Below are 21,136 nucleotides of genomic sequence, written 5' to 3' on the forward strand. Positions count from 1 at the left end.
GCTTGAGAAGACAGAGGGTATTCTCATAAATCGGCGAGCGGGCAACCCGTTGCTACGCAGAGCTGCGTCACTTGAATAAATTTAACAATTAGCTGGTGCATTGACTTTTCTCCATAAAAAATTTACTTTGGTCTGAGTTGTATGGCAGCAGTTCTCAAGACAGAGCTTTACGCAAAAATATATCAATTTTTTCTTCTTTCTGCCCTCTACCTTCTGTCTTCCTTCGCTCAGCTTCAGTCTTCAACAATAAATTCGTAGGTTTGACCCTTATGGCTGCCGAACTTTAACTTCATTCCCGATTTTAGCGGGACTTCCTCACGATATACATTTTGCCAGCGATCGCTACTGGGTAGATTTGACAGCAAAGTCCCGAAACGAGAATTATCTCGTAAGAAAAAAGTCGTATCGCCGCGATCTTGACGGCAATAGATTTCTGCATGTCTTTGGCTGACCCAGCCTTCTTGAACTACAATATCATTCTCTGCCAGACGACCTACCCTTACTAATCTCGTACCTAAATGCCAGACTTGCTCTGGAGCAGAAGTAGAACGCAGTTGCGCTCGTACTGGTGGGTATACTGTACCCGCGACCGTATCTTCTGGTAGCTGAGTAATTTCGTCACGAGCGGGTGCGCCGAGCAACTCCCCATCAAACTCTGGATGCATGTAGAGGATGGGTAGAGTCCAAGCATGAGAAATATATTTATAAACAGCTAGTAGTTGCTGTCTGGCGATCGCCGCCGCACGATCGATCGGCGAACCTGCTGCTAATGCCTGGGTAAAAACTTGAATAAAACTTAAAGCTTCTTCATCCGCAATTTCATCCCGCATTCCCAGTACTGCTGGTACGCCGTGATGAATCAAAACTTCTGCTAAACTGCTACGCGGTAAAGGTTGTCCGTTATCAAACGCGGGTTGCGCTCCCCAACAGGCATTAATCGCGCACAGTTTGACTTGAGAACGTGCTAGTACATGGGCTAACTCCGTACCGTCAATCGCCACGCCGGGGCGTAAAAACAACAATCCTCCATTTGGAGCGCTCAAACCATGACCGGAATAAAAGAAAATATTGTAAGCTTGAGTTTCTAGCTGCGAGATTAATTCTTTAGGAGTAGGTTGTAGCAAAGTGTCTACCCGACAGGGAACCGTTGCCAAATTTCTCCTTTCAATTGGCTTGAGTTGTTGAAAGCTTCTCAGAGTTTGTTCGAGAATTTTTGCTTCTGTTTCCAACTGCAAGCTTCCGGCTTCGGTGTCTTGTCCCAAAACCAGCAAAACATTTAAACCCTGACTGGGTGGTAGCGAAATCAGAGAACCAACATCGTTAGTCGTGCGACTGAAAAAGACTTGTGGCGCTTGCAGTGGCGAAGGTAGGGAGATAGCTGGTTTTCCAGCCTGAGGCTGCATAATTTCCCAAGGCAAGGCGATGAGATCCGGCTCTCGAATATCTATTCTTAGCCGTAATGGTTTTCCTTGTCCGATCGCAATCCCTTGACTCTTCTCCAGACTCATTTGTACTTGTCCCTGAAAAATCCACTGCCAAAGGTTGATGCATAAATGTTGCATCAGACGACCCCCTTGTCCGTTGGTTTTTCCGCCAGGATAGGCAACGATTTCTGGAACTAAATCCAAGGTCTGGGAAATTATCTCTGGAGAAATTGGTGGTGATGAGCGAGGCGCAAACATTGCCTGCCAAGCTTGCCAAGCCTGCATCAATCTAGGGGACAAAACACAATCATGTTTCACATATCCACCAGGATAAGGGGCTTGCACTACCCAAACGGCAAAGTTATCTTTACCAGCATTGGCAAGACGTTCGATTGCTAAACTCAAGCAGGGAATGTCAGACTGGGACATCAATAACCACGATCGCTATCAAATACTCGCAAATATGCAACTGTCTTAGTTTAATAGTTTATTTAACTGGGAGCTAGAGGCTGAGGTGATAAGGGTGTGGGGCAAGTCACAAGTCACAAGTCACACCCTTTCTTCACCGATCGCTTTGTGGAGACGTTATATGTAACGTCTCCTCTACTCTCTTACCGATTGCCTTGTCCTCCTGACTCCTGATTTCCACCGTCTGTCTGTGTTGGCAATGCCTGAGATGTAGAACAAGGATTGTTCCCTCCTGAAAATTCCTTAAATCGTCGATCGAGTTCGGTATTTGCAATCCAAGCATTGTCTCCTGGTTTTAATATCCGGCGATCGCCAGTTGAAGATGTAGAAGTACGGGAGAATTCAGGGTTTGAGCAGACTTGCAGCTGCGTCCAAGTCTCTCGCTGCTGGGAGGGCAGTTTTGATTCGTTTAGAACTTTGACGATACTGCCCTGGGGCAAAGTAAAATCGGGTGCATTCAGTTGGGGTGGCTCGGGAGAAGAGTTGGTCGCTCCTGCTTGGCGCTGGAGGGGGGTTTCCTGCTGAGCCTCATATACTCTTTCAGGCGATCGCGCAACATTTGTAGTATCGTTACTGTCACTATTTGCTGCTGGGTTTCGCTCTTGCCAATTGTGATTGTAAGCCAGCCAAAGTCCTGCTGCCGCACTTAAGAGCAAACCGATTCCCAACACTATTGGGAGCAACCACGATCGCGATTGTTGCGGTGGTGGTAATGGTGAGAGTAACTGCGTATTGGCGATCGGGACGTAGTGCTCGATCGCATCTGCCGTTGGTGGTTCTGAGAGAGTTACGGCAAATGAAGATGAGCTGACCGCACCATTACTCGTTTTGTCTAACGACTGACTGTAACCAAGCGGAGTTTCTGGCTCTTGCACCTTTACCTGACAATGTACTAAAGCAACGGTAATATTATCGTGTCCGTTAAGGTTGTTACCAAGTTCTACAAGCTGCTTAGTTGCTGTAGCGACATCCATATTCCCATCTAAAATTGGCAAGATTTCTGTTTGCCAGCACCGATCGACTAAATCGTAATCGCTCAAGCCATCAGAACACAAGAGGAATACGCAGTCTTCATCCAACACAAACCGCTGTACCGTGGGATGTACCGATGCACTCATGCCGATCGCTTGGACGAGAGAACCAGCCGAGGGTTGTTGTAGTGCTTCTCGATAGACAGCATAACCCAACCGTACTTCACGGGCAGCTACGTCATCGTCTAGGGTTATTTGATGGCAACCCGTGCGCGTCACCCAGTAGGCGCGGCTATCACCAACGTGAGCAATATATATTTCATGTTGATGTCCTACTGCCATCACCAAGGTTGTCCCCATTCGCTGTCTTCCTTGACGATGCTCTTTGTCGTTACGGCTACTGATACATTCGTTTGTCTTGCGCGTAAACTGTTCTAGAGCATGAGTGAGGGTATTCGGGTCTAAACTTGCTTCATCTAGCGGCAGCTGTTGTACCTGGTGCTGTAGCGTTTCGATCGCTAGACTGGAAGCAACGTTACCTCCTTCGTGTCCGCCAATCCCATCGCAGACAATTGCGATCGCTTTTGCTTCTGGTGGTTTAGCAAGTGTGGTGCCGCTGGCTGGATAGCAGGCATCTTCATTTCGCTGACGGCTAGGACCAGTATCGGTGCAAGTACTAATCTGGAAACTCCGACTGGGGGCAATGTCTCTATTCGTAATGTTTTGCCCTAATTCCAACAATCCTCGATCCAGACACGCTAGCAATTGCTCCGAGTTGACGATTTCTCCTTGTTGCAATTCTTGGCTTAATTGTTCTATAAATCCACTCACGCTTGGTCGAGCCTCTTTAGCGAGCTGCGACCAAGATTGACCGAGTTGCGCTAGTGTGGGACGTTCGGCATCATCCAATTGCAATTGCAACAGCCTTAGTAACGATCCTTCTACTCGTAAAAACTGGGGGACGAGCAAGCTAGAGGCTACGCCTTCGCTATATAGGGGTTGCCACAGTTGCGCAATTTGCCATAACCAATTGAGCTGGCGTAAGCTAGAAACGGACTGCCAAACAGCAGTCATCTGAGGCATTAGCTGTCCTGCTGTTAACACACCATCGGGATAAATCGGTGCTTGTTCCAACAGCAAAATTTCTTTTTCAGGTGGTTCGCGATCGAGCGATACTAATCCGTATACCTGCGGAACTTGGAGACGATACGCGACTAGTCTCAAATAAGGTCTAATTTCATTAGAAATATCTAAATAAGGAGAGTCTAGCAGTAAACCAGGTTGAGTATCTAAAACAATTCGCTCGGCTTTGAGGTAAAAGCGTTCCGCGATCGACGTTCCGATCTCGTGGAGTTCTGTGCCTTGCCCCACAACCCACAAGTAACGTTTAATTAAGGATGTACCGCAGCGCTGACAAAACTTGTCGCCTTCAGAGTTGGCAGCCTTACACAGATCGTTTGGACATTGGATCGTTACCTCATTATTTTGCATAGCTGGCGCACCGATTAGCCATATTAAATCAATTTAAAACAGCAGACGTAAGAGACGATTAAACTGCTCATTCATGTTTATATCTCTATATTTAGCTTCCCGCACGGCAATTGCGCTTCTGTTCTTATATTTTTGCAAGATCTGGATGCAGTTGTTACCTCACTTCCACCCAGATGATTTGAGCATTAACTTTAACAAGCTTTGACTATCGATTGCAAACATGAATTTTGAATAAATTGTGATTTAATCGCTTGGCGCAAGCAGCTAAATCTGCTACAGTCCTACCCGCTAGTGTAGTCTCTCGCATTCAGCCGAGTCTAATTCGCGATCTATCTACTACTTTAGCGATTTCAATCCGATTGTTTAGCTTAGAACGCCCTGTGTTTAGAGCCGAGGCGAGCAATTTGCAGACCTAGCGTTTTGTAGGTAAGTATTTCCTACTTACGAAGGAGGCGATCGCGAACCGATATTCTTAAATTTTAAATAGTGAATTGGTCATTACGTTTTTAAGAGATTACAACAATTATGGATAACAACCAAGAAAAAGAAACGCATCGTGCAGTTAATCCTGGTGATGTTATCGCTGATGAAGAGCAATCAGTTGAAGAGAAAAAGCAACAACTTGCTGTAGATTCCCCAGATATCACTGGCGACCATATTCAAGTTCCTACCTATTTTGCTGTAGAAGAACCAGATGGCGAAGAAAAAGCTTTACACCATGTCAAAGACGCAGAAGAAATTTCTGATGTCATTCGCCAGTCAAGAGTTGACGAAAACGGCGAACGCACTTGGTGGTAGCTCCCGTACTCGCTGTCTTTCGCTTTAGAATGAAGGTCTTTGTGAGATGAAAAGCAGTCGCACTTGAGCGCGAAATAGTAATTTAAAAAAGGGGCGCATTGTGATGCGTCCTTTTAATTATCTATTCCTTACTCCTCTATCGATTATCTTCCACGGCAACTTGTGGCAGTCCCATACTGTAGTTAATCGCCCGACTATTCAAGTTGTAACTAATCCGACCGCTTTGTAGCAGCGATCGAATCAAGTGTTCCAAATCCGAGCCAATGCGGCGTAGATTGTAATCGGTCAAATCCGCGCCACTGTGAGACTCCACCAGTTCGTCAAATTTGCCGTATACCGTTTGTAACGCATCTTCATTCCAAGTTAATTCATTATCGGGGTCAACATCTAGCGTCAACACCTGATTGCTAGGAACGAGTTCGCCATCTTCATTAACTTCCGCAGAGAAAATCCGAACGTGGCGGGTTGTGGACTTAAGTAGCTGCTCTTCCATAAGTAGGGATTCTAACTTGACTTTATGGTATTGAGTTTATTCTATAGGAGTTGGTTGACAGTTGTTGGTCACAAGTCGCAAGTCGCAAGTCGCTGATAACCGATCGCGGACTACCGAGCAGCAATCATTCCAGTCTGACGAGCGTAAGCAAAAATACCACCAGCATCAATTACAGGTTTAATCTCTCCTAGAGATTTTAGAGAATAGGTTTGGTCTAGCGTATGATTGATGATTTGATTTTTGTCAAAGTCAACCGTGACTTCTTGTCCAGTCACGAAGCGATCGCACAGTCGCTCGCCAGACTCCCAAGGATATAATTCGCCTGTAGAAACACAATTACGGAAAAATATTCGCGCGTAAGATTGAGCGATGACTGCTTTCACTCCAGCAGCGCCAAGAGCGATTGGTGCATGTTCGCGAGATGACCCGCACCCAAAGTTTTCTCCAGCGATAATAATTGGATAGCGTGTTTTCATTTCATCGGCAGCAATAAACTTGCCGTAGCGATCTGGTAAGCCAATCATGGCGTAACTACCAAGCTTCTCATACTCATCCGGCTTGGAAGGAACCAGCGTTAAATATTCTGCGGGAATGATCTGATCGGTATCGATATTATCATCAACTACAAAAATTAAACCGCGAACGCAAGTACTCATTAACAGCAGTCTCCAAAGGCTTATACCATGATATTTTACTTATCCTATCGCTGGAAGAGACGAGAGAAAGCCAATCGAGAGTTACGGAGAATTTACCATGACTCACGACTCGCTTCGCGGGAAGACAAATTTTTAACAAGTTATCCTGCCCTAAGCTGCTGAAACAAATTGATGTAATTATTTATACTGATTTGACCGGATGACAAATAAAGTCCAGAATTGACATGGAATGGTTTCAGGTAAAGACCCTTTCCAGGAAGCAGCAGCAATATTACTAATACTACTGTATCCAGATTTGTAAAAATTAAAACTAAACTTTATCCGTAGTGCAGGCGAAATACAAAAAACTATTGAAAGCCTTACAAATTCCTTACACAAACTTTACTGTAATTAATCTTAAAGGTTGAATAATAGTAGTTGTCTCTTAAATCGACTCCTAAATTTTCATCATATAACCTGGGCTGGCACGCGCCGTTTACTGTATCTATGAACGTATAACGAGATCGGTAAATGCAAATACGACATTCTTTACAAAACTACTATCTGCTACTAGCTGGAGCGCGATGCAAGCACTTTTTGCCTAGCAGGAGGTTTGGTAAAAAATATCACAGGAGGGAGACAAGAGCCAAGCACCGAGCATCAGTGGATGGGGAAAGCTACTAGCAATAACTGCTTGGAGATGCTTTCATCAGCATCAGCTAGAGTCTCAACTAAATGTTTGGTAAAGCTAGCGATGCTGAGAGCGATGTATTTCAGACAACTCTGCTAGCAACTGCACACCCAATTAGAATTTGTTTAAAGCAATGAATCCTGACGCAGCATCACATCCAAATCGACAGCTAGAAGTCGGTGTTTTCGAGTGTGAAATTCATTTGAAATTTCGGCTGATTGAAGAAAATTGTGTTTTGAACGATCGCGAAAAATTATTAGAACTCTTGATTGACGCATTTACAGCGGGTGCAGATGAATACTTAGAGCCTTTGCACTCCTGCGTGAAAACCAAAGAGATCTCTGAGCTAGAAGCCTCTTCCCACATGCGTCGTCAACTGATGCGACTGCGCAATTCTTCTAACCTTACATAGGCTCGATCTGCTAGAGATCGAGTGGAGCGAATTTTTTCTGCTGAAAGTGTTGACAGAACTCGTTAGATTCGCTAACCTAGATAAGGTTGAACTCAGACGCGCCCCCATCGTCTAGAGGCCTAGGACACCTCCCTTTCACGGAGGCGACGGGGATTCGAATTCCCCTGGGGGTATATGAAAGACAAAAGAGGTAGTAAATACTACCTCTTTTGTTTATTTGTGCCAAGACTTTTTCATCTGCTCGTGCGCTCCCTGCTATCTATAACTCCTCAACGCGGCGGCGAATGGCTAGCAGGTTCGATCGCAAATCCTGCCGCAGGCGGCGCTCGACAATTGCTACAGGCATAGTACGCTTGGGCAATACTCGCACTGTATAACAGAGATTTGTGCCTGGATTTTCACATACAAAGTAAGGTTCTAGCAGCCACTTCCCAGAATAAGCTTTTAAATCTCCCTCAACCATGTCGAAATGAATTTCGTGGGGAAATTTTTCTTCTAAATCTAAAACGACTCTGGCAGAAAAGTTGAAACGCAGCAATCGCTGAGTTCCAACTTGCTCTAGACGAATGCCACCATGAGGATGAGCTAGCCGCCGACTCACCGCTAAGTTAGGAATAAAATCGGCTAAGGTGTCGTAGGCTGTCAAAACTTGCCACACCTTTTCTACGGGGTGGGAGATCTGAATTTTAGCGGTAATTTGACGTTGACGGTGTGCCAATTCTTCTGTCTGTACTTCCACATCCTCGGCTGAAGATGCAGCATCGATGTCGTCGCCATTGGTATCATCAAGCTCGAAATCGAGATCGGATTCGTCGTACTGTTGAGTCACTGTTCGATGATAATTAAACTGTAGATAGTTAAACTTTAACGAGCAAAGGTCTGTGGTAGGGTAATAGTAAAGCAGGTTGCGTAGGCGGCAGCAGAATCATCGGTCGGATTGCTAGTTACTTCAATATTGCCATTTAAATGCTGTACTAAGCATTTTACTAAAGCGAGTCCCAATCCTGTACCCTGAATGGCTTGCTGTGTCACACCTTGACCGCGCCTAAATTTTTCAAATATATACTTTCTTTCTTCTTCAGAAATACCAGCACCAGTGTTGATCAGTTGTAAAACAATTTGGTTAAGCTGAAGATCGACTTGATGCGTGACTTGCAAAACTACAGTTGTATCTGGGTGAGAATACTTCCCGGCATTGGTTAAAAGTTCTTGAAGAATGCGATCGAACGCTTCCTCGTCTGTTTGCGCTAGTAGAGAAGATTTTGGGATATCTAACTGAATGTTTAATCCTTTATCTACCCAAGTTTGTCTGAAAGACTGAGATAAGGCTTGCAGTTTAACTTTGAGATCTATAGTTTCTAATTTCAGCGGTGCTTGGTTTGATTCAAGTTGCTGAAGCTTGAGCAAGTTAGCAATCAAGTTGATTTCTCGATCGCACTGTTCTTCTAAAATATCCAAATACTTAGCCTGACGCTCTGGAGTAATTCCTTGTTGCCGTAACATCCGAATCGCCAAACTCATGCTAGTTAGCGGTGTGCGTAACTCGTGGCTCATCGTACTGAGGAACTCATCCTTTAACTGATTGAGTTGACGTAATTGTTCGTTGTGCTTGCGGGTTTTCTCATAAAGTAAACTTTGAACTTCCAGACTGCGCTGGAGTTGCAAAGTCCGGTCGTCTACGAGAGATTGTACCTGACGTAGCGTTTGGTTTTGAATAATTGCCGTCCCAATTTGGGCGCAAACCAACTCTACCAGCGATAATTCTTCTGGATGCCAGTGGCGATCGCCACAGTGTTGCAAAACTAAAAAGCCTAATACTGTCCCTTGGCTTTCGATTGGTAAAATTAAGGCAGCAGGAAATTGCGAAAAATCAAAAATTGGCGCTAAACAAGATGTTAGCTCGCTCAACTGTAGATCGCTTTTACTGGCGATCGCTATTGGTTGCGGTGAATTCACGAGCGCTTGTTGGCACAACCCACATTCGGAAAGCCAAAAAGACTGTTCGGCGCTCTTGCTATGATGCGCTCCACAAGTATATGCTTCTACGTCCTGACACCATTCGCTGGCAATTGTTGCTTTAGCTCTAGGTAGTTTTTCTCTGACTCTGTTTCTCAGTTGTGGCTCGACATACTTCAATAACAGAATCGAGGCGCGACTGACTGCCAAAGCTTGAGCTGTACCCGCGATCGCCATTTGCAGCACTTGATTCAGCTCCATCGAGCTGCGGCTAGCGACTGTGAGTTGATTAAGTAAAGCTTTAGTACGAGCAGCTGTCTGGATTTGCCGTTGTAGAGTAGCGACAGACTGGGCTTGGGCGAGGTGAGCGAGCGCGATTGATAGCGATGTCATGAGTTGTTGAGCTGCATTTGCAGCTAGCTCATCCCACTGACGGACATCGTAGCAAAGCAAGCTAATAACGCTAGTGAGCTTATTTTGCTCCCAAATCGGAATTTGTAATACTGCTTTAATTGTAGGTGGGAAGTCTTTATCTTCTGTTAACGCTTCATGGGTTAGAGCATGAAGATTGTCAATTGCCAGCAAGCTAGCTTGAGTAGGAATTGTCGCTGCTAACTTTTGGAGTGGCTGAAGGAGCTTTTGCGGCGAGACAGAGACTGCTGCATTAAAATACCACGAACCCACTACCGATGTTTCTGTGACTCCAGGGGCAAACGTAATTATACAGCCATCTACTTGAAACACTTCTCCAAGTAATTTGGCAATTTGCGTTAGTGCTGTTTCTGAGTCAGAGTGACTCAATGCGACTTGAAGGATCTGTTGTCCCAGTTGAGCTAAGTCTTCTGCTGGCTGCATTCGTGTGAGGGAGATTTTGGGCGATCGCTCTGGTAAGGATGAGTCTGATGAAACAGAAACATTTTTCATCCGTGAGGTGTTTGTAGATGATAACCGGACAACTTCAGTTGATAGCGATTTGAGTGTATCCCTACTCCAGCGGTTGATAGCAGATTTTTTATAAACAGTCCAGTCTTGGCTAACACGCTTTCTCACCTTAGATTACTCCTTCCTACTTAGGATGCCCAAATTAGCCAGAGCGCGACCAAGCAGGTACTAAATTTAAAAAAACTTAGATCGACTTCTACTGCAACAGCAAAATTTGTATTTTCGATTATCTAGATTATCTTGCTTCAAAAATCGCTGGATCGGTATTTTCCCTGATTATAAAAGCTGTGAGTCAGAGGTACTCCGCAGATTCCGTTAGGTAATTTCCCTCTATATCTTAAGTATGCCTTCCGTACCCTTCAGGAGACAGAATATACAGCTTATGGGGGGTAGGGGGATGTAAGAGTGCTGAGGGGGACAAGGGAGACAAGGAGGACAAGGGGGACAAGGGGGACAAGGGGGACAAGGAGGACAAGGGAGACAAGGGAGACAAGGGGGACAAGGGGGACAAGGGAGACAAGGGAGACAAGGGGGACAAGGGGGAACTCGGGGACCCCACGACCGAAGGGAGTGGGGATTAGGGGGCGAAGGGGGACAAGGGAGACAAGGGGGACAAGGGGGACAAGGGAGACAAGGGGGACAAGGGGGACAAAGAAATAATTTATTTTGACTTTTAGCTTTTGACTTTTGACTTTCCTTCGCCCCTACTCCCTGCTCCCTCCTCTCTTCTTATCCTGCCAAACTTTCCATACTCAAGGGTACTAAGTCGCCGTTGCTGGTAAATCCTAACATCATAGCCTCTTGTGGTTGGATCGTTTGTCCCGTCAAAACGCAGCGTTCCTCTGTTTGTGCTGTCGCTGGAATACTAGCGCGGATATCAGCGCGAGAAAATTTCGGTTTCCAATCACCTGATTTTTGCTGTACGTAATTCCACAGAATATCTCGGATCAAAGCTTGATATCCTTGGTTACCGGATATCTCTTTTAATTTTTCTTTTAATTCCCTCTCTAGACGGATGCTAGTAACTTCCATGTCTGTTGTAGGAATGCGAGTGAGTGTATGCATCATGAATTCTCCTTAAAAGATCTAGACAACTCAGTAATACAAGTGTAGTATCTTTAAAGTAAGGATTAAATAACTCTCTGCATTAGGTATAACTTCAGTGAAACGTTTAGGCTTCATCTCTCCTCTACTGGTTTGCGCCAACTGTCTCGGCAGTTGGGAATCAGTAGCTATGGCGGTGGAGTCTTTGTTTATGGGTGGTGCAGCCAGATTTTGGCGGCTAGGCGATCGCCTCAGTCAAGCACAATCCGCAGAAATTAACGATAATTTTGGCTATGGAAGCATTGAGCTACATTCGTCAGAACCACGAACACAACTAGATAGCGGGAGGTACAGGTATAAAACTGTACCTTTATCAGGGTAGAACCACTTACAGAAATTTCAGCCCCCGCTTCTGAATTAATTAGAAACGGGGGTTTTTGTTTGGTGTTTTTTGTCTAGAAATTTTTGAGGACAACATTTTTTATAGGAGGAGTACGGCTGTGGCAATCGCAAGTCAAGTGTTAGAGCAACCTGTAGTCGTGTTTTCGCAAAATTACTTACCCATCAGTCGCATCAACGTCAAGCGTGCGATCGCGCTGTTGATTCTGGGTAAAGCTGAAGCACTTGATTTTGGGCAAGAGACAGAATTATTTGTGCGATCGCCCAATTTAGTCATGGCTGTTCCCTCCTATATTCGTCTCACGTTTACCAGTACGGAACGAATTTGGAAGATTCCCCCTGTGAATCGCAGGGAAGTGTTACGCAGAGACAATTACGCTTGTCAATATTGCGGTAATAACAAGCGCTTGACAATCGATCACGTCATTCCTCTCTCTAAGGGTGGATTACATACGTGGAATAACGTTGTGGCAGCTTGCGAACAATGCAACCAGTATAAAAGCGATCGCACCCCACACCAGGCAGGAATGTTACTGCACTCTAAACCCAAAGCACCGATTCATCCAACAGTTGCTTTTGCCGAAAAATTCTGGCGCTCGGAGCATCTCCCGCCAGACATAGGAGGAAACTCTATCTCATGCTGAAATTGAATTACACTGAAACTGGTTTTCACTTAGAGCATTTGACTCAATCCTTAGAAGAGTGGGTTGCAATGCGAGCCATATTCGCCCTGCGCGTAGGCGAATCCATTTGCATAGAACCTAGCACAGCTTCATTTCTATTACCTGGGGATTTACCACAGTTGAATTCACTCGCAACCGCGATCGAACGATATGGGACAGATGAAGTTGCATTAGAAAAGTGCGACGCAGAATATGTAGAAATCTGCTTGCAAGGATTTTGGTTAGCATCCGATGCTGAGAATGCCGCAGGCGTGTTTGTCACATCTTTGTCTTACGCGATCGAGTTATTGTTATTTCATTTGTGGCAAGAATCTCAAATGAGTGCTGCAATGAGCGATCGCTAAGCAAGTCAAAAGTTAAAAGTTAAAAGTCAAAAGAATGTCTGTTTAGGGCGCATGGATTTCTTTGTGCGTCCTATTACTGGTAATTGGTAATGGGTAATTGGTAATGGGTAATTGGTGTTCTTCTTTGCGTCTATCTTGTGAGGAACCACTTTGCGTCTTTGCGGCTAACGCTACGCTAACGGCTTCGCCTTCGCTATCGCTAACGCCTACGGCTGATGCGCGACACAAAATCACAGCTATTACTGACACGCGCATACCTACCTTCGGTCGTGCGATCGCACCTGGATAAATAAACTATTAGTACTACCCATCTATACTACAATTCTGTAATACGCTTAAATCCATTTTCTACAAGAGCTACAGCCAATTTCAAAAAAAGTTTCTCCAAACCCTTGACATTTTTGTAATACGATTTGTAGTATATATGTAGTGAGTCGAGAGACAAATCTAATCCCGAAACAATAATGTTTTACATTCACATAATTAATCGAGGTGAAAAGCCTTCAGACTTCCCATGCGATAAATCTGATTCTAATTGCGATCGCACGGCATTAGAATCAGCCCAAAATAAAAATTCTCGCCGCGCAAAAGCAAAAGCCATCGAAATTATGCGTCATATTCAACAAGTTTATTATTTAGAAAATCGATGGTATTTATAATAGTTAAAAATTCTTTTTTTGAACCTTAAAAATTGAATATTATTACCTATTTTGTGGATTTATGGGTTCGATTCCCCCACTCTCGTCATCCCCTGGTAGCTCAGTTGCTAGTAGCACCTGTGTGAAGAACAGGAGAGCGTTGGTTCGATTCCAACCTGGGGGGTTGTAGGTTCGAGTCCTACTATCCCCATTTGGCGAAAGTCAAAAGTTAAAAGTTAAAATTCAAAACAAACGATATATGGCAAAAACATTTATGCTGTTAGTAAGAAACAGTCTAGCAAAGAAGCAATTAAATTCATTTTTCAATAACTATATTGCTTGGAAAGCAAGACTAAACTGGATTCAGCAAGTTTAGATATATTTTAGCGATCGATGACACAAAAATATGTACAAAAAGCAAAAAGAACCTAACTTAATAGGCGCTGGATGGCAACCCCTAAATAGAGACATCGACCTAAATTATCTTTGGGAAACTTGGTTGAATAATCCGTGGGAAGTATCTCATAAAGCTATGAATGTAGTCAGCTATATTGCTGATGCACTCGGTCGAGAACACTATGCTTGGTGGGCAAATTTTTTAAACTTATTCTACGAAACTACGCGAGAAGAAATTGATGAGTTCTGGAACTTCATCACGCCCGAACCACTTACGCCAGATAATCGATATAGAGATAGTTTATCAATTGAGACACCTGTTGTTAAGTCGGTGACACGCGATTTAATTCCGATTGAACAAGTTCTGTTAAAACTAGAAGAGATTACTATTTTTAGACTCTTAAGTTTTTTAGGTCGTCCAGATCTAATTACGCAGTACAGTACTGGAAAATATTTCTATTACCCACCAGAAAAATTTGTTGAATGGAATAAACTCAAAAGTATTGGTAGTATTTTTGCGTATTGGTCGGAACATGAAATTTGGCTGAGAATCGATCCACTTTATAGTATGGATCGCGATCGCCGTTATACTATAATGGCAAAGAAACTCGCACCATTGGTAAACAAAGTCACTTACGATCTTGCCGTGATGTTAAGTGGCTACCAAAGTCGGATCGGACAAGTTCACAGTCAGTTTGCTATTAATTCTTTTCCGGCTGACGTACAAAGTTTTACTGATGCCGTTCAAGAGAAAGTTTTTACCCAAAACCAATTGGCTGTATTAGTGTATGGTAATCCTGGTACGGGAAAGACAGTTTGGGCGCAAGCCGTAGCAAAAGAAATTCTCGCCCCACTGGGATATATTATTTTTATCCTCGACCAGGCGGCTGTAGAGAATTTTGTTCCGCCGAGTTACTTAGAACGAGTTTGCATTATTATCAACGAGGCTGATAACTTAGCTCCCGATCGCTCTACAGAAATCGCACAATCAAATTATAAAACCGAGCGGATTCTCAGCTTACTCGATGGCACGTTATATCAAAGTGTCATTGATGAATCGGGCATTCAGGAGCAACAAAAGTTAGTCGTGTTGATGACTTGCAATACGACAGAAAGATTAGACCCGGCGATGTTACGCAAAGGAAGGATAGATTTGATGTGCGAGTTCGCGCACCAATTTGTGTAACTTATTTACATTTGGCTCAATTCTGCTGAGAATTGAGCCGCTTTGTTACCCAACTCGCCAACCCGCTAATAATCGTTCCAGCCATGAGAATACCGATCGCGGGAGTAAAAACAGGTTGCCACAGCTTATACCATAAGTCTAGACCCAAGGGTAAATGCAAGACGTGACCAGCAACTGCGATCGCCAGCCAGAAGAAAGCAAAGAGGACGAGAAAGAAATCTGCTACTAGGGCAAGATTTATCCATTTGAGAAATTGCTCTTTCATATCAATTTCATAGATATTTCTTCAACAACAGTCCCAACTTTTCTTGAGTTGCCACAGGCACTTTATTTAGGGGTGTAAGAATAGCATACTTTAAAGCGGAGTGCGCTTCTGAGGCAGGAGGATTTTTACTCAAGCGCCGTACCGTTTCTTGAATTACCATTTGGGCATTCTTGGCATTACGTTGCAGGTTAGCAATTACCATCTCGACGGTAACGCTATCGTGGTCTGGATGCCAGCAGTCATAGTCTGTTACTAAGGCTAGGGTAGCGTAGGCAATTTCTGCTTCTCTGGCTAACTTTGCCTCTGGTAAGTTGGTCATACCGATAACCGTTGCACCCCAACTGCGGTAAAGGTGAGATTCTGCTTTGGTAGAAAAGGCTGGACCCTCCATGCAAACGTAAGTTCCGCCACGATGTAGGGTAACATCTGAGAGATTGAGACTGGCGATCGCCTCAGTTAAAATTCCCGCTAATCGATCGCATACCGGATCGGCGAAAGCAATATGGGCAACTATTCCCTCACCAAAAAAAGTCGAGATGCGATTTTTCGTGCGATCGATAAATTGATCGGGTACGACCATATCTAAAGGTTTCGCTTCCTCCTTCAAAGAACCAACAGCAGACGCAGAGATGATGTATTCTACGCCTAACTGTTTCATCGCGTAGATATTGGCACGAAAAGGCAATTCTGAAGGTAAAAGCGTATGATTGCGACCGTGACGGGCGAGAAAGGCTACCCGCGTTCCTTCTATGGTTCCCACAATTAATGCATCTGAGGGCGCACCAAAAGGCGTATCAACTTGCACCTCTTCTACATCCTGAAGTGCTTCCATTTTGTAGAGTCCACTGCCTCCAATGATGCCAATTTTTGCCTCTGCCACGATTTTCGCTCCACGCAATGCCGCAACGTCAGATTATTCTAAGGCAAATAAGCAACAAAAAACCGCTTCAATCAATTTGCAAGATTGTCAAGCGGCTGACCTCTGGAGTATTTAGCTGTCTCCAATATTTGTAGGATTAAATGATTCCCGGTCCTTTGTGGCGTTGGTCGCCTTCTTCAGTCAGCTTGCCTTGTTCGTCTTCATTCAGTTCTTCTAGTGTTTGCTGGCGTTCGGCTTCTTCCGCTTCAATCATGGCGGTGCGATCGCCTGGAGTTTCGTAATACATTTCGGGTTCAACTGCATAGTTATTGGCTAAACCCTCTTGGTCTACAGTAGCACCACCTGTAACATTAAGGCTTTCAGCACCCGCTTGTTCTTCAGCTGTTTCCCGATAATCTTCACCTTCACGATCCATACGAGCTGCTACCTCTGCTGGAATGATGCCCCGATCTGCTGTTGAGGTATCCATCTCGTCATTACGGGTAACTTTTTCTTTAGATCTTGCTTCACTCATGAATTTTTCTCCCAATAGATTTGTTTATTGTTGGGATCGATGCTAAAACTTTCCTTTAGCTAGATGGATCTACCTTTTGGAGAGTTTGTGTCAAATATAAGAATTGAATATCTCTATCTCAAGATGTAATTTGAGTTACATTCCTCAGTAATCTTTAATAGCTCAAAAACTAAAAAATGCAATCTAGCTTAGCTATTTTATGAAGTCACGTCATAGTTTTTGACTGCTGACTCCTAATTTCTGACCTCTTGTTGTCATATTTGCATCATTTTTATACTGAAAACTAGAATCAAAATATTGGAGGCAAATAACTATGAAGCATGGAGCATTCTTGAGTTTAGCCTTAACAGCAGTTGTGGGCGCGATCGCTATTCCTATGTTGCCTAGCTCTGCCCAAGCGCAAAGTACAACTAGAATTGGCGATCTACAACAACGTGCCAGAGGTACAGTCATTTCTGGCGAAGTCGTCAGCATTGTTGGTAACGATTTCACTCTTAGAGATGGTTCGGGAGAAATTATTGTCGATGCTGGTCCCCGTTGGTGGCGAGAAATTAATCTCAAACCAGGGGAAGAAGTCAGTGTAAGAGGCGAGATCGGCAAAAAAAGTGGCGAGTTTGATGCCTTTTCTATCACTCGTGCTAATGGTTCCACGATTGAAATTCGCCCTGCTGAGGGTCCGCCGCCTTGGGCAGGCAAGCCAAAGCCCGAACGTCTGCCTGCCGCTGCTCAGCCAGTAAAACCGTAAAGTGGTACTGCTGTAAAACTAGAGCGATTGGCAGGAGAAATAAAAGAGCAAATAATAAGGGGTGCAGTTATAGTTTGCACCCCAGTTTTGATATAGAGTTTTAAATTTAGAATTGAACTGTTGTTATATAGCTTCAAGACTCTCAGGCTAGATTTCGGAAAATCTACTTTTGGTTGATGAGGTTTATTTGTGTTTATCGATTACATCACGCTGATGTTGATTAATATGGTCGCTGGGTTGTTTTTACTGGCGTACTATGTCTATGCTGGCTTGGACGATCCCTACCAAAACAAATGGATTCCTGGGTTTGGAATTACGGGCGCGATCGCACTTACCACTGGATTGCACATGACATTAACCTGGACTGTCAGAGGCAGTTTCAATATTGCATTTGGTGAAACGAGCGTTCTGTTTGGCATCCTGTTTATTGGTACGTCTATTAGTTTGGCTAAAGGCTGGGAGTTAATTACTTTAGCGATTTATGGTTTCTTTGCTGGGCTAGTCGCAATCTTAGTAGGCGTACGCCTGATAAATTTAGGATTGACGAAACAACCTATCCTCTCAGGCATCGGCTTCATTTTGACGGGATTAGCTGGAGTTTGTGCCGCACCAACACTCTGGTACTTTAAAAATAATCGTTTGTGGCGCATCGTTGGAGCAGTCGGATTAATTGCCGCTGCATTAATTTGGGCGCTGACCGGATACATGGCTTATTGGAGTCACTTAGATAGCTTTCAGCAGTGGGTTCCAGCGCCAATGCGGTAGCCTATGCGATCGCTATTGAGACAGACACGAATTTTGTACGGGCGGGTTTTTCAAACAGCTTTGACTCTGATAGATATTTTAGATAAACCCGCCCCTGCGCATACATAGCTGTTCTATCAGCTAGAAATAAAGTTCATTGCCACACCATTCATGCAATAACGCTTGCCAGTCGGTTTGGGACCATCCTCGAAGACATGACCCAAATGCCCGCCACAGCGACGACAATGGACTTCAACTCTGGTCATAAACAGTGACTTATCTACAGATGTCGCGATCGCACCTTCAATCGGAGTGAAAAAGCTGGGCCAGCCAGTACCGCTGTCGAATTTAGTCTCCGAGGTAAATAGTGGTAAGCCGCAACCAGCACAGACATATGTACCTTTGCCATATTGCTTATCTAAGGGACTAGTCCTTGCCCGTTCGGTTCCGTGTTGACGCAGGACGCGAAACTGTTCTGGTGTTAATGTTTTGCGCCACTCTGCCTCAGTTTTTTCGATCTCAAATTCATTATTTGCCGTTGCCATATCGTCCGATCTCCAAGGTAGATAACGCGATAACAGCGCCATGCCAACTACTGCTGCACTAGCGTGTAAAAAATCTCGTTTTTTCATCATTTATATATTCTGACCGATGATTTGTATAAGCGCGATCGCACCTCATACACGCTAAGCAAAAACTCTGAGTTCCGGCTGAGATGAAAATTAAAGCCAGCTAAAAATCATTGACTTCTGACTTCCTCCGATCGTTTATCTGTAGAATTGTTGTCAATAGTTCGCAATTAAAACTCAAATCCCGAACCATTAAGGCTGGGACTACGCATTCCGATTTTCTCTATTTGTTAATTCGTCATCGTTAGAGATCGAGCTTATGAAAGGATTGTCAACCAAAAATCTCTCTTTAGCTTACGACGGTACGCCGATTATCCATGACTTGAATTTGGCAATCCCGACAGGACAAATTACTGCTTTAGTTGGTGCAAATGGTTGTGGTAAATCGACCTTATTAAGGGGACTGGCAAGATTACTCAAACCTCGTGGTGGTGCGGTCTATCTCAATAGCACTTCGATTTTGCAGCTTTCTACCAAAGAAGTCGCCCAACAGTTAGGAATTTTACCTCAAGCTCCAGTCGCACCAGAAGGGTTAACAGTACGGGATTTAGTAGCACAAGGGCGTTATCCCTATCAAAACTGGTTGCAACAGTGGTCAGTACAAGATGAGAAGATCGTTCAACAGGCACTCTTGATTACAGATTTGATAGAGCTAGCAGAGCGATCGCTAGACACTTTATCAGGCGGACAACGACAGCGAGCTTGGATTGCAATGGCTTTGGCGCAAGACACGGAGATTTTACTTTTGGACGAACCGACGACTTTTCTCGATTTAGCCCACCAGATAGAAGTTTTAGATTTGTTGTATGAGTTAAACCACCAGGGACGGACAATCGTGATGGTGTTGCATGACTTAAATCAGGCGTGCCGTTATGCCGATTATTTAGTAGCTGTCAAAGATGGTCGAATTTTTGCCGCTGGATCGCCAAAGCTAGTGATGACTGAAGATACGATCCAAGAGGTTTTCGAGCTGGAGTGTCGTATTGTTGCCGATCCAGTTTTGGGAACACCAATGTGCGTACCAATAGGACGTAAGGGCAAGGAAAATAAATTATAAATAAAATTGTTGCTAATGACTACCATCGCTATTATTGCAGGTACATATCAACCCGATCGCTGTGGTACTGCCCACTATACTGCTTACTTGAGACAAGCACTGGCAAAACAGGGGGTGAATTCGATCGTACTCACAACTCAGGCTGCGGCAACAGCGATCGACGACCCTAATGTTAAGGGAGTCGTGACAGATTGGGGATTGTCTCAAATATTATCTCTAGTCCGTGCTGTCAAATCTACTGCTGCCGATCTGCTTCACATTCAACACGCAGCTGGGACGTACTGCTTTCAACGCCCGATTTTTCTCCTACCACCCCTATTACGAATTTTTGGCTACCGAAAACCAATTGTCACCACCGTGCATGAGTATGGTTGGTGGGAATGGCAACCAAAAGGAATTCCACCTCAGTTTTTGGAATGGCTGAAAATTTGGGGACAACAGCGGGGATGGTGGGATCGAGAAGATGGTTTTTTACTCACGGGAAGCGATGCCATTATTACGACTAACGCCGAGGCAGAAAGTGTCATCCTCAAACGAATGCCAAATTATACCGATCGCTTGCACCGAATTGCGATCGCCGCAAATATTACAGTAGTTCCGATCGATCGCCAACAGGCGCGACAGCAGCTACGACAGCAATTTGGTTGGTTGTCAGATAGTTTTGTAGTTGTCTTTTTTGGCTTTCTGCATCCTGTTAAAGGCATCGAGTATTTATTATCGGCATTTAGGCAAGTTGTGACTCAACAGCCCCAGGCGCGATTGTTATTACTGGGAGGTGTAGAAAGTTTAGCTTTACAGGCAGAAGCAGCGAAATCTTATTGGGATCGGCTGCAACTATTAGTTAAGGAACTCCATCTGAACGATCGCGTTTCCATGACGGGTTACGTAAGTGGTGAAACAGCTTCTCACTACCTCTCTGGAGCCGATCTGGGCGTGTTACCCTTCAATCATGGCGTGACGCTCAAAAGCGGCTCCTTACTGGCTTTAATGGCGCATGGTTTGCCTGTAATTGCTACTCGCAGCACTCCACCAGATCCCGATTTATTAGCTGAAAATCTGTTGAAACTCATACCAACTCGCAATGACACAGCACTAACCGAGGCTTTGCTCAAACTCATTCCAGATCGAGCGAAATGCGATCGCCTCAGTGCTACAGCCAGTACATTGAGCGATCGCTTTACTTGGTCTGCGATCGCCAAAGCACACGACAATATTTATCAGCAATTACTAGCAACTAAAAACTCAAAATTTAAAGTAACCACAAGCTAACCCTTTTGCGTCTTAGCGCCTTTGCGCGATCGCTTTTAACAACCTTTAACTGACAACTGATA

At 44.4% G+C, this 21,136-nt stretch carries 24 protein-coding genes and 2 tRNA genes; 14 read left to right on the forward strand and 12 right to left on the reverse strand.

The window, feature by feature from the left end; genetic code table 11:
- Positions 1-233 precede the first annotated feature (233 nt).
- On the reverse strand, positions 234-1,853 hold the full coding sequence (locus tag M5J74_RS23530) for a CHAT domain-containing protein (protein WP_015156430.1): 1,620 nt from the start codon (positions 1,851-1,853) through the stop codon (positions 234-236).
- Between the two features lie 182 nt (positions 1,854-2,035).
- Positions 2,036-4,354: a protein phosphatase 2C domain-containing protein gene (locus M5J74_RS23535; protein WP_106168324.1), complete on the reverse strand. Its 2,319-nt coding sequence runs from the start codon at positions 4,352-4,354 to the stop codon at positions 2,036-2,038.
- A gap of 525 nt (positions 4,355-4,879) precedes the next feature.
- Here M5J74_RS23535 and M5J74_RS23540 point away from each other — a divergent pair.
- Positions 4,880-5,152 (forward strand): hypothetical protein, encoded by a 273-nt coding sequence (locus M5J74_RS23540; protein WP_015156432.1) that lies wholly within the window; start codon positions 4,880-4,882, stop codon positions 5,150-5,152.
- A 136-nt stretch (positions 5,153-5,288) separates the two neighbouring features.
- On the opposite strand, the gene M5J74_RS23545 is transcribed toward M5J74_RS23540, so the two are convergent.
- Both M5J74_RS23545 and M5J74_RS23550 read right to left on the reverse strand, forming a co-directional pair.
- Positions 5,289-5,645 (reverse strand): NAD(P)H-quinone oxidoreductase subunit M, encoded by a 357-nt coding sequence (locus M5J74_RS23545; RefSeq protein WP_015156433.1) that lies wholly within the window; start codon positions 5,643-5,645, stop codon positions 5,289-5,291.
- 110 nt (positions 5,646-5,755) lie between these two features.
- A complete protein-coding gene (locus M5J74_RS23550; protein ID WP_106168325.1) occupies positions 5,756-6,301 on the reverse strand; it encodes a 3-isopropylmalate dehydratase in 546 nt (181 codons plus the stop codon).
- An 803-nt stretch (positions 6,302-7,104) separates the two neighbouring features.
- Here M5J74_RS23550 and M5J74_RS23555 point away from each other — a divergent pair.
- Both M5J74_RS23555 and M5J74_RS23560 read left to right on the forward strand, forming a co-directional pair.
- Positions 7,105-7,383 (forward strand): Npun_R1517 family heterocyst differentiation transcriptional regulator, encoded by a 279-nt coding sequence (locus M5J74_RS23555; protein ID WP_015156435.1) that lies wholly within the window; start codon positions 7,105-7,107, stop codon positions 7,381-7,383.
- Between the two features lie 100 nt (positions 7,384-7,483).
- Positions 7,484-7,556: transfer RNA gene (locus M5J74_RS23560), tRNA-Glu, on the forward strand.
- 86 nt (positions 7,557-7,642) lie between these two features.
- On the opposite strand, the gene M5J74_RS23565 is transcribed toward M5J74_RS23560, so the two are convergent.
- Both M5J74_RS23565 and M5J74_RS23570 read right to left on the reverse strand, forming a co-directional pair.
- Positions 7,643-8,212, reverse strand: coding sequence for an SRPBCC family protein (locus M5J74_RS23565; protein WP_015156436.1), 570 nt, complete (start codon positions 8,210-8,212; stop codon positions 7,643-7,645).
- Between the two features lie 35 nt (positions 8,213-8,247).
- Positions 8,248-10,389 (reverse strand): GAF domain-containing sensor histidine kinase, encoded by a 2,142-nt coding sequence (locus tag M5J74_RS23570; protein ID WP_250013466.1) that lies wholly within the window; start codon positions 10,387-10,389, stop codon positions 8,248-8,250.
- Positions 10,390-10,686: 297 nt separating this feature from the next.
- Between M5J74_RS23570 and M5J74_RS23575 the strand changes: the two genes are divergently transcribed.
- Positions 10,687-10,941, forward strand: coding sequence for a hypothetical protein (locus tag M5J74_RS23575; protein ID WP_250013468.1), 255 nt, complete (start codon positions 10,687-10,689; stop codon positions 10,939-10,941).
- 69 nt (positions 10,942-11,010) lie between these two features.
- Here the strand turns inward: M5J74_RS23575 and M5J74_RS23580 are convergent, their stop codons facing one another.
- Positions 11,011-11,346, reverse strand: coding sequence for a hypothetical protein (locus M5J74_RS23580; RefSeq protein ID WP_041463407.1), 336 nt, complete (start codon positions 11,344-11,346; stop codon positions 11,011-11,013).
- Between the two features lie 97 nt (positions 11,347-11,443).
- Between M5J74_RS23580 and M5J74_RS23585 the strand changes: the two genes are divergently transcribed.
- From M5J74_RS23585 to M5J74_RS23600, 4 genes are all read left to right on the forward strand, one after another.
- Positions 11,444-11,707 (forward strand): hypothetical protein, encoded by a 264-nt coding sequence (locus M5J74_RS23585; protein ID WP_015156439.1) that lies wholly within the window; start codon positions 11,444-11,446, stop codon positions 11,705-11,707.
- Between the two features lie 118 nt (positions 11,708-11,825).
- Positions 11,826-12,368: an HNH endonuclease gene (locus M5J74_RS23590; protein WP_015156440.1), complete on the forward strand. Its 543-nt coding sequence runs from the start codon at positions 11,826-11,828 to the stop codon at positions 12,366-12,368.
- Complete coding sequence (locus M5J74_RS23595; protein WP_106168901.1) at positions 12,362-12,751, forward strand: alr0857 family protein; 390 nt, start codon at positions 12,362-12,364, stop codon at positions 12,749-12,751. The genes M5J74_RS23590 and M5J74_RS23595 overlap by 7 nt, the downstream gene beginning before the upstream one ends.
- Before the next feature lie 103 nt (positions 12,752-12,854).
- Entirely contained in the window at positions 12,855-13,040 is a 186-nt protein-coding gene (locus M5J74_RS23600; protein ID WP_146139846.1) for a hypothetical protein, read from the forward strand.
- A 186-nt stretch (positions 13,041-13,226) separates the two neighbouring features.
- Here M5J74_RS23600 and M5J74_RS32905 read toward each other — a convergent pair whose 3' ends face one another.
- On the reverse strand, positions 13,227-13,352 hold the full coding sequence (locus M5J74_RS32905) for a hypothetical protein (protein WP_255410077.1): 126 nt from the start codon (positions 13,350-13,352) through the stop codon (positions 13,227-13,229).
- 147 nt (positions 13,353-13,499) lie between these two features.
- Between M5J74_RS32905 and M5J74_RS23605 the strand changes: the two genes are divergently transcribed.
- Both M5J74_RS23605 and M5J74_RS23610 read left to right on the forward strand, forming a co-directional pair.
- Positions 13,500-13,573 (forward strand) — tRNA-Phe (locus M5J74_RS23605).
- A 222-nt stretch (positions 13,574-13,795) separates the two neighbouring features.
- Entirely contained in the window at positions 13,796-14,971 is a 1,176-nt protein-coding gene (locus M5J74_RS23610; protein ID WP_250013470.1) for an AAA family ATPase, read from the forward strand.
- 16 nt (positions 14,972-14,987) lie between these two features.
- Here the strand turns inward: M5J74_RS23610 and M5J74_RS23615 are convergent, their stop codons facing one another.
- The 3 genes from M5J74_RS23615 to M5J74_RS23625 form a co-directional block, all read right to left on the reverse strand.
- A complete protein-coding gene (locus M5J74_RS23615; RefSeq protein WP_015156445.1) occupies positions 14,988-15,236 on the reverse strand; it encodes a hypothetical protein in 249 nt (82 codons plus the stop codon).
- Between the two features lie 7 nt (positions 15,237-15,243).
- On the reverse strand, positions 15,244-16,116 hold the full coding sequence (locus M5J74_RS23620) for an S-methyl-5'-thioadenosine phosphorylase (RefSeq protein ID WP_015156446.1): 873 nt from the start codon (positions 16,114-16,116) through the stop codon (positions 15,244-15,246).
- 136 nt (positions 16,117-16,252) lie between these two features.
- A complete protein-coding gene (locus M5J74_RS23625; RefSeq protein ID WP_015156447.1) occupies positions 16,253-16,630 on the reverse strand; it encodes a hypothetical protein in 378 nt (125 codons plus the stop codon).
- Between the two features lie 313 nt (positions 16,631-16,943).
- On the opposite strand from M5J74_RS23625, the gene M5J74_RS23630 reads away from it, so the two are divergent.
- Both M5J74_RS23630 and M5J74_RS23635 read left to right on the forward strand, forming a co-directional pair.
- Positions 16,944-17,375, forward strand: a complete 432-nt coding sequence (locus tag M5J74_RS23630; RefSeq protein WP_250013471.1) for a NirD/YgiW/YdeI family stress tolerance protein — start codon at positions 16,944-16,946, stop codon at positions 17,373-17,375.
- 189 nt (positions 17,376-17,564) lie between these two features.
- The gene (locus M5J74_RS23635; RefSeq protein WP_106168907.1) at positions 17,565-18,140 is read left to right on the forward strand and encodes a DUF981 family protein; all 576 of its coding nucleotides are present in this window, start codon (positions 17,565-17,567) and stop codon (positions 18,138-18,140) included.
- Between the two features lie 116 nt (positions 18,141-18,256).
- Here the strand turns inward: M5J74_RS23635 and msrB are convergent, their stop codons facing one another.
- Complete coding sequence (gene msrB, locus M5J74_RS23640; RefSeq protein ID WP_106218586.1) at positions 18,257-18,751, reverse strand: peptide-methionine (R)-S-oxide reductase MsrB; 495 nt, start codon at positions 18,749-18,751, stop codon at positions 18,257-18,259.
- Between the two features lie 256 nt (positions 18,752-19,007).
- On the opposite strand from msrB, the gene M5J74_RS23645 reads away from it, so the two are divergent.
- Positions 19,008-19,805: an ABC transporter ATP-binding protein gene (locus M5J74_RS23645; RefSeq protein ID WP_250013473.1), complete on the forward strand. Its 798-nt coding sequence runs from the start codon at positions 19,008-19,010 to the stop codon at positions 19,803-19,805.
- A gap of 15 nt (positions 19,806-19,820) precedes the next feature.
- Positions 19,821-21,074, forward strand: coding sequence for a glycosyltransferase family 4 protein (locus M5J74_RS23650; protein ID WP_250013475.1), 1,254 nt, complete (start codon positions 19,821-19,823; stop codon positions 21,072-21,074).
- Positions 21,075-21,136: the final 62 nt, after the last annotated feature.

This window comes from Chroococcidiopsis sp. CCNUC1, assembly GCF_023546805.1.
In the GTDB taxonomy this organism is placed as follows: Bacteria; Cyanobacteriota; Cyanobacteriia; order Cyanobacteriales; family Chroococcidiopsidaceae; genus Chroococcidiopsis; species Chroococcidiopsis thermalis.

Excerpts from the sequence above, each read along its gene's own strand:
- M5J74_RS23580 (WP_041463407.1), bottom strand. The coding sequence starts at position 11,346 with ATGCATACACTCACTCGCATTCCTACAACAGACATGGAAGTTACTAGC.
- msrB (WP_106218586.1), bottom strand. The coding sequence starts at position 18,751 with ATGAAAAAACGAGATTTTTTACACGCTAGTGCAGCAGTAGTTGGCATG.
- M5J74_RS23615 (WP_015156445.1), bottom strand. The coding sequence starts at position 15,236 with ATGAAAGAGCAATTTCTCAAATGGATAAATCTTGCCCTAGTAGCAGAT.
- M5J74_RS23625 (WP_015156447.1), bottom strand. The coding sequence starts at position 16,630 with ATGAGTGAAGCAAGATCTAAAGAAAAAGTTACCCGTAATGACGAGATG.
- M5J74_RS23595 (WP_106168901.1), top strand. The coding sequence starts at position 12,362 with ATGCTGAAATTGAATTACACTGAAACTGGTTTTCACTTAGAGCATTTG.
- M5J74_RS23645 (WP_250013473.1), top strand. The coding sequence starts at position 19,008 with ATGAAAGGATTGTCAACCAAAAATCTCTCTTTAGCTTACGACGGTACG.
- M5J74_RS23555 (WP_015156435.1), top strand. The coding sequence starts at position 7,105 with ATGAATCCTGACGCAGCATCACATCCAAATCGACAGCTAGAAGTCGGT.
- M5J74_RS23610 (WP_250013470.1), top strand. The coding sequence starts at position 13,796 with ATGTACAAAAAGCAAAAAGAACCTAACTTAATAGGCGCTGGATGGCAA.
- M5J74_RS32905 (WP_255410077.1), bottom strand. The coding sequence starts at position 13,352 with ATGGCTTTTGCTTTTGCGCGGCGAGAATTTTTATTTTGGGCTGATTCT.
- M5J74_RS23545 (WP_015156433.1), bottom strand. The coding sequence starts at position 5,645 with ATGGAAGAGCAGCTACTTAAGTCCACAACCCGCCACGTTCGGATTTTC.
- M5J74_RS23630 (WP_250013471.1), top strand. The coding sequence starts at position 16,944 with ATGAAGCATGGAGCATTCTTGAGTTTAGCCTTAACAGCAGTTGTGGGC.
- M5J74_RS23650 (WP_250013475.1), top strand. The coding sequence starts at position 19,821 with ATGACTACCATCGCTATTATTGCAGGTACATATCAACCCGATCGCTGT.
- M5J74_RS23535 (WP_106168324.1), bottom strand. The coding sequence starts at position 4,354 with ATGCAAAATAATGAGGTAACGATCCAATGTCCAAACGATCTGTGTAAG.
- M5J74_RS23540 (WP_015156432.1), top strand. The coding sequence starts at position 4,880 with ATGGATAACAACCAAGAAAAAGAAACGCATCGTGCAGTTAATCCTGGT.
- M5J74_RS23530 (WP_015156430.1), bottom strand. The coding sequence starts at position 1,853 with ATGTCCCAGTCTGACATTCCCTGCTTGAGTTTAGCAATCGAACGTCTT.
- M5J74_RS23600 (WP_146139846.1), top strand. The coding sequence starts at position 12,855 with ATGGGTAATTGGTGTTCTTCTTTGCGTCTATCTTGTGAGGAACCACTT.
- M5J74_RS23550 (WP_106168325.1), bottom strand. The coding sequence starts at position 6,301 with ATGAGTACTTGCGTTCGCGGTTTAATTTTTGTAGTTGATGATAATATC.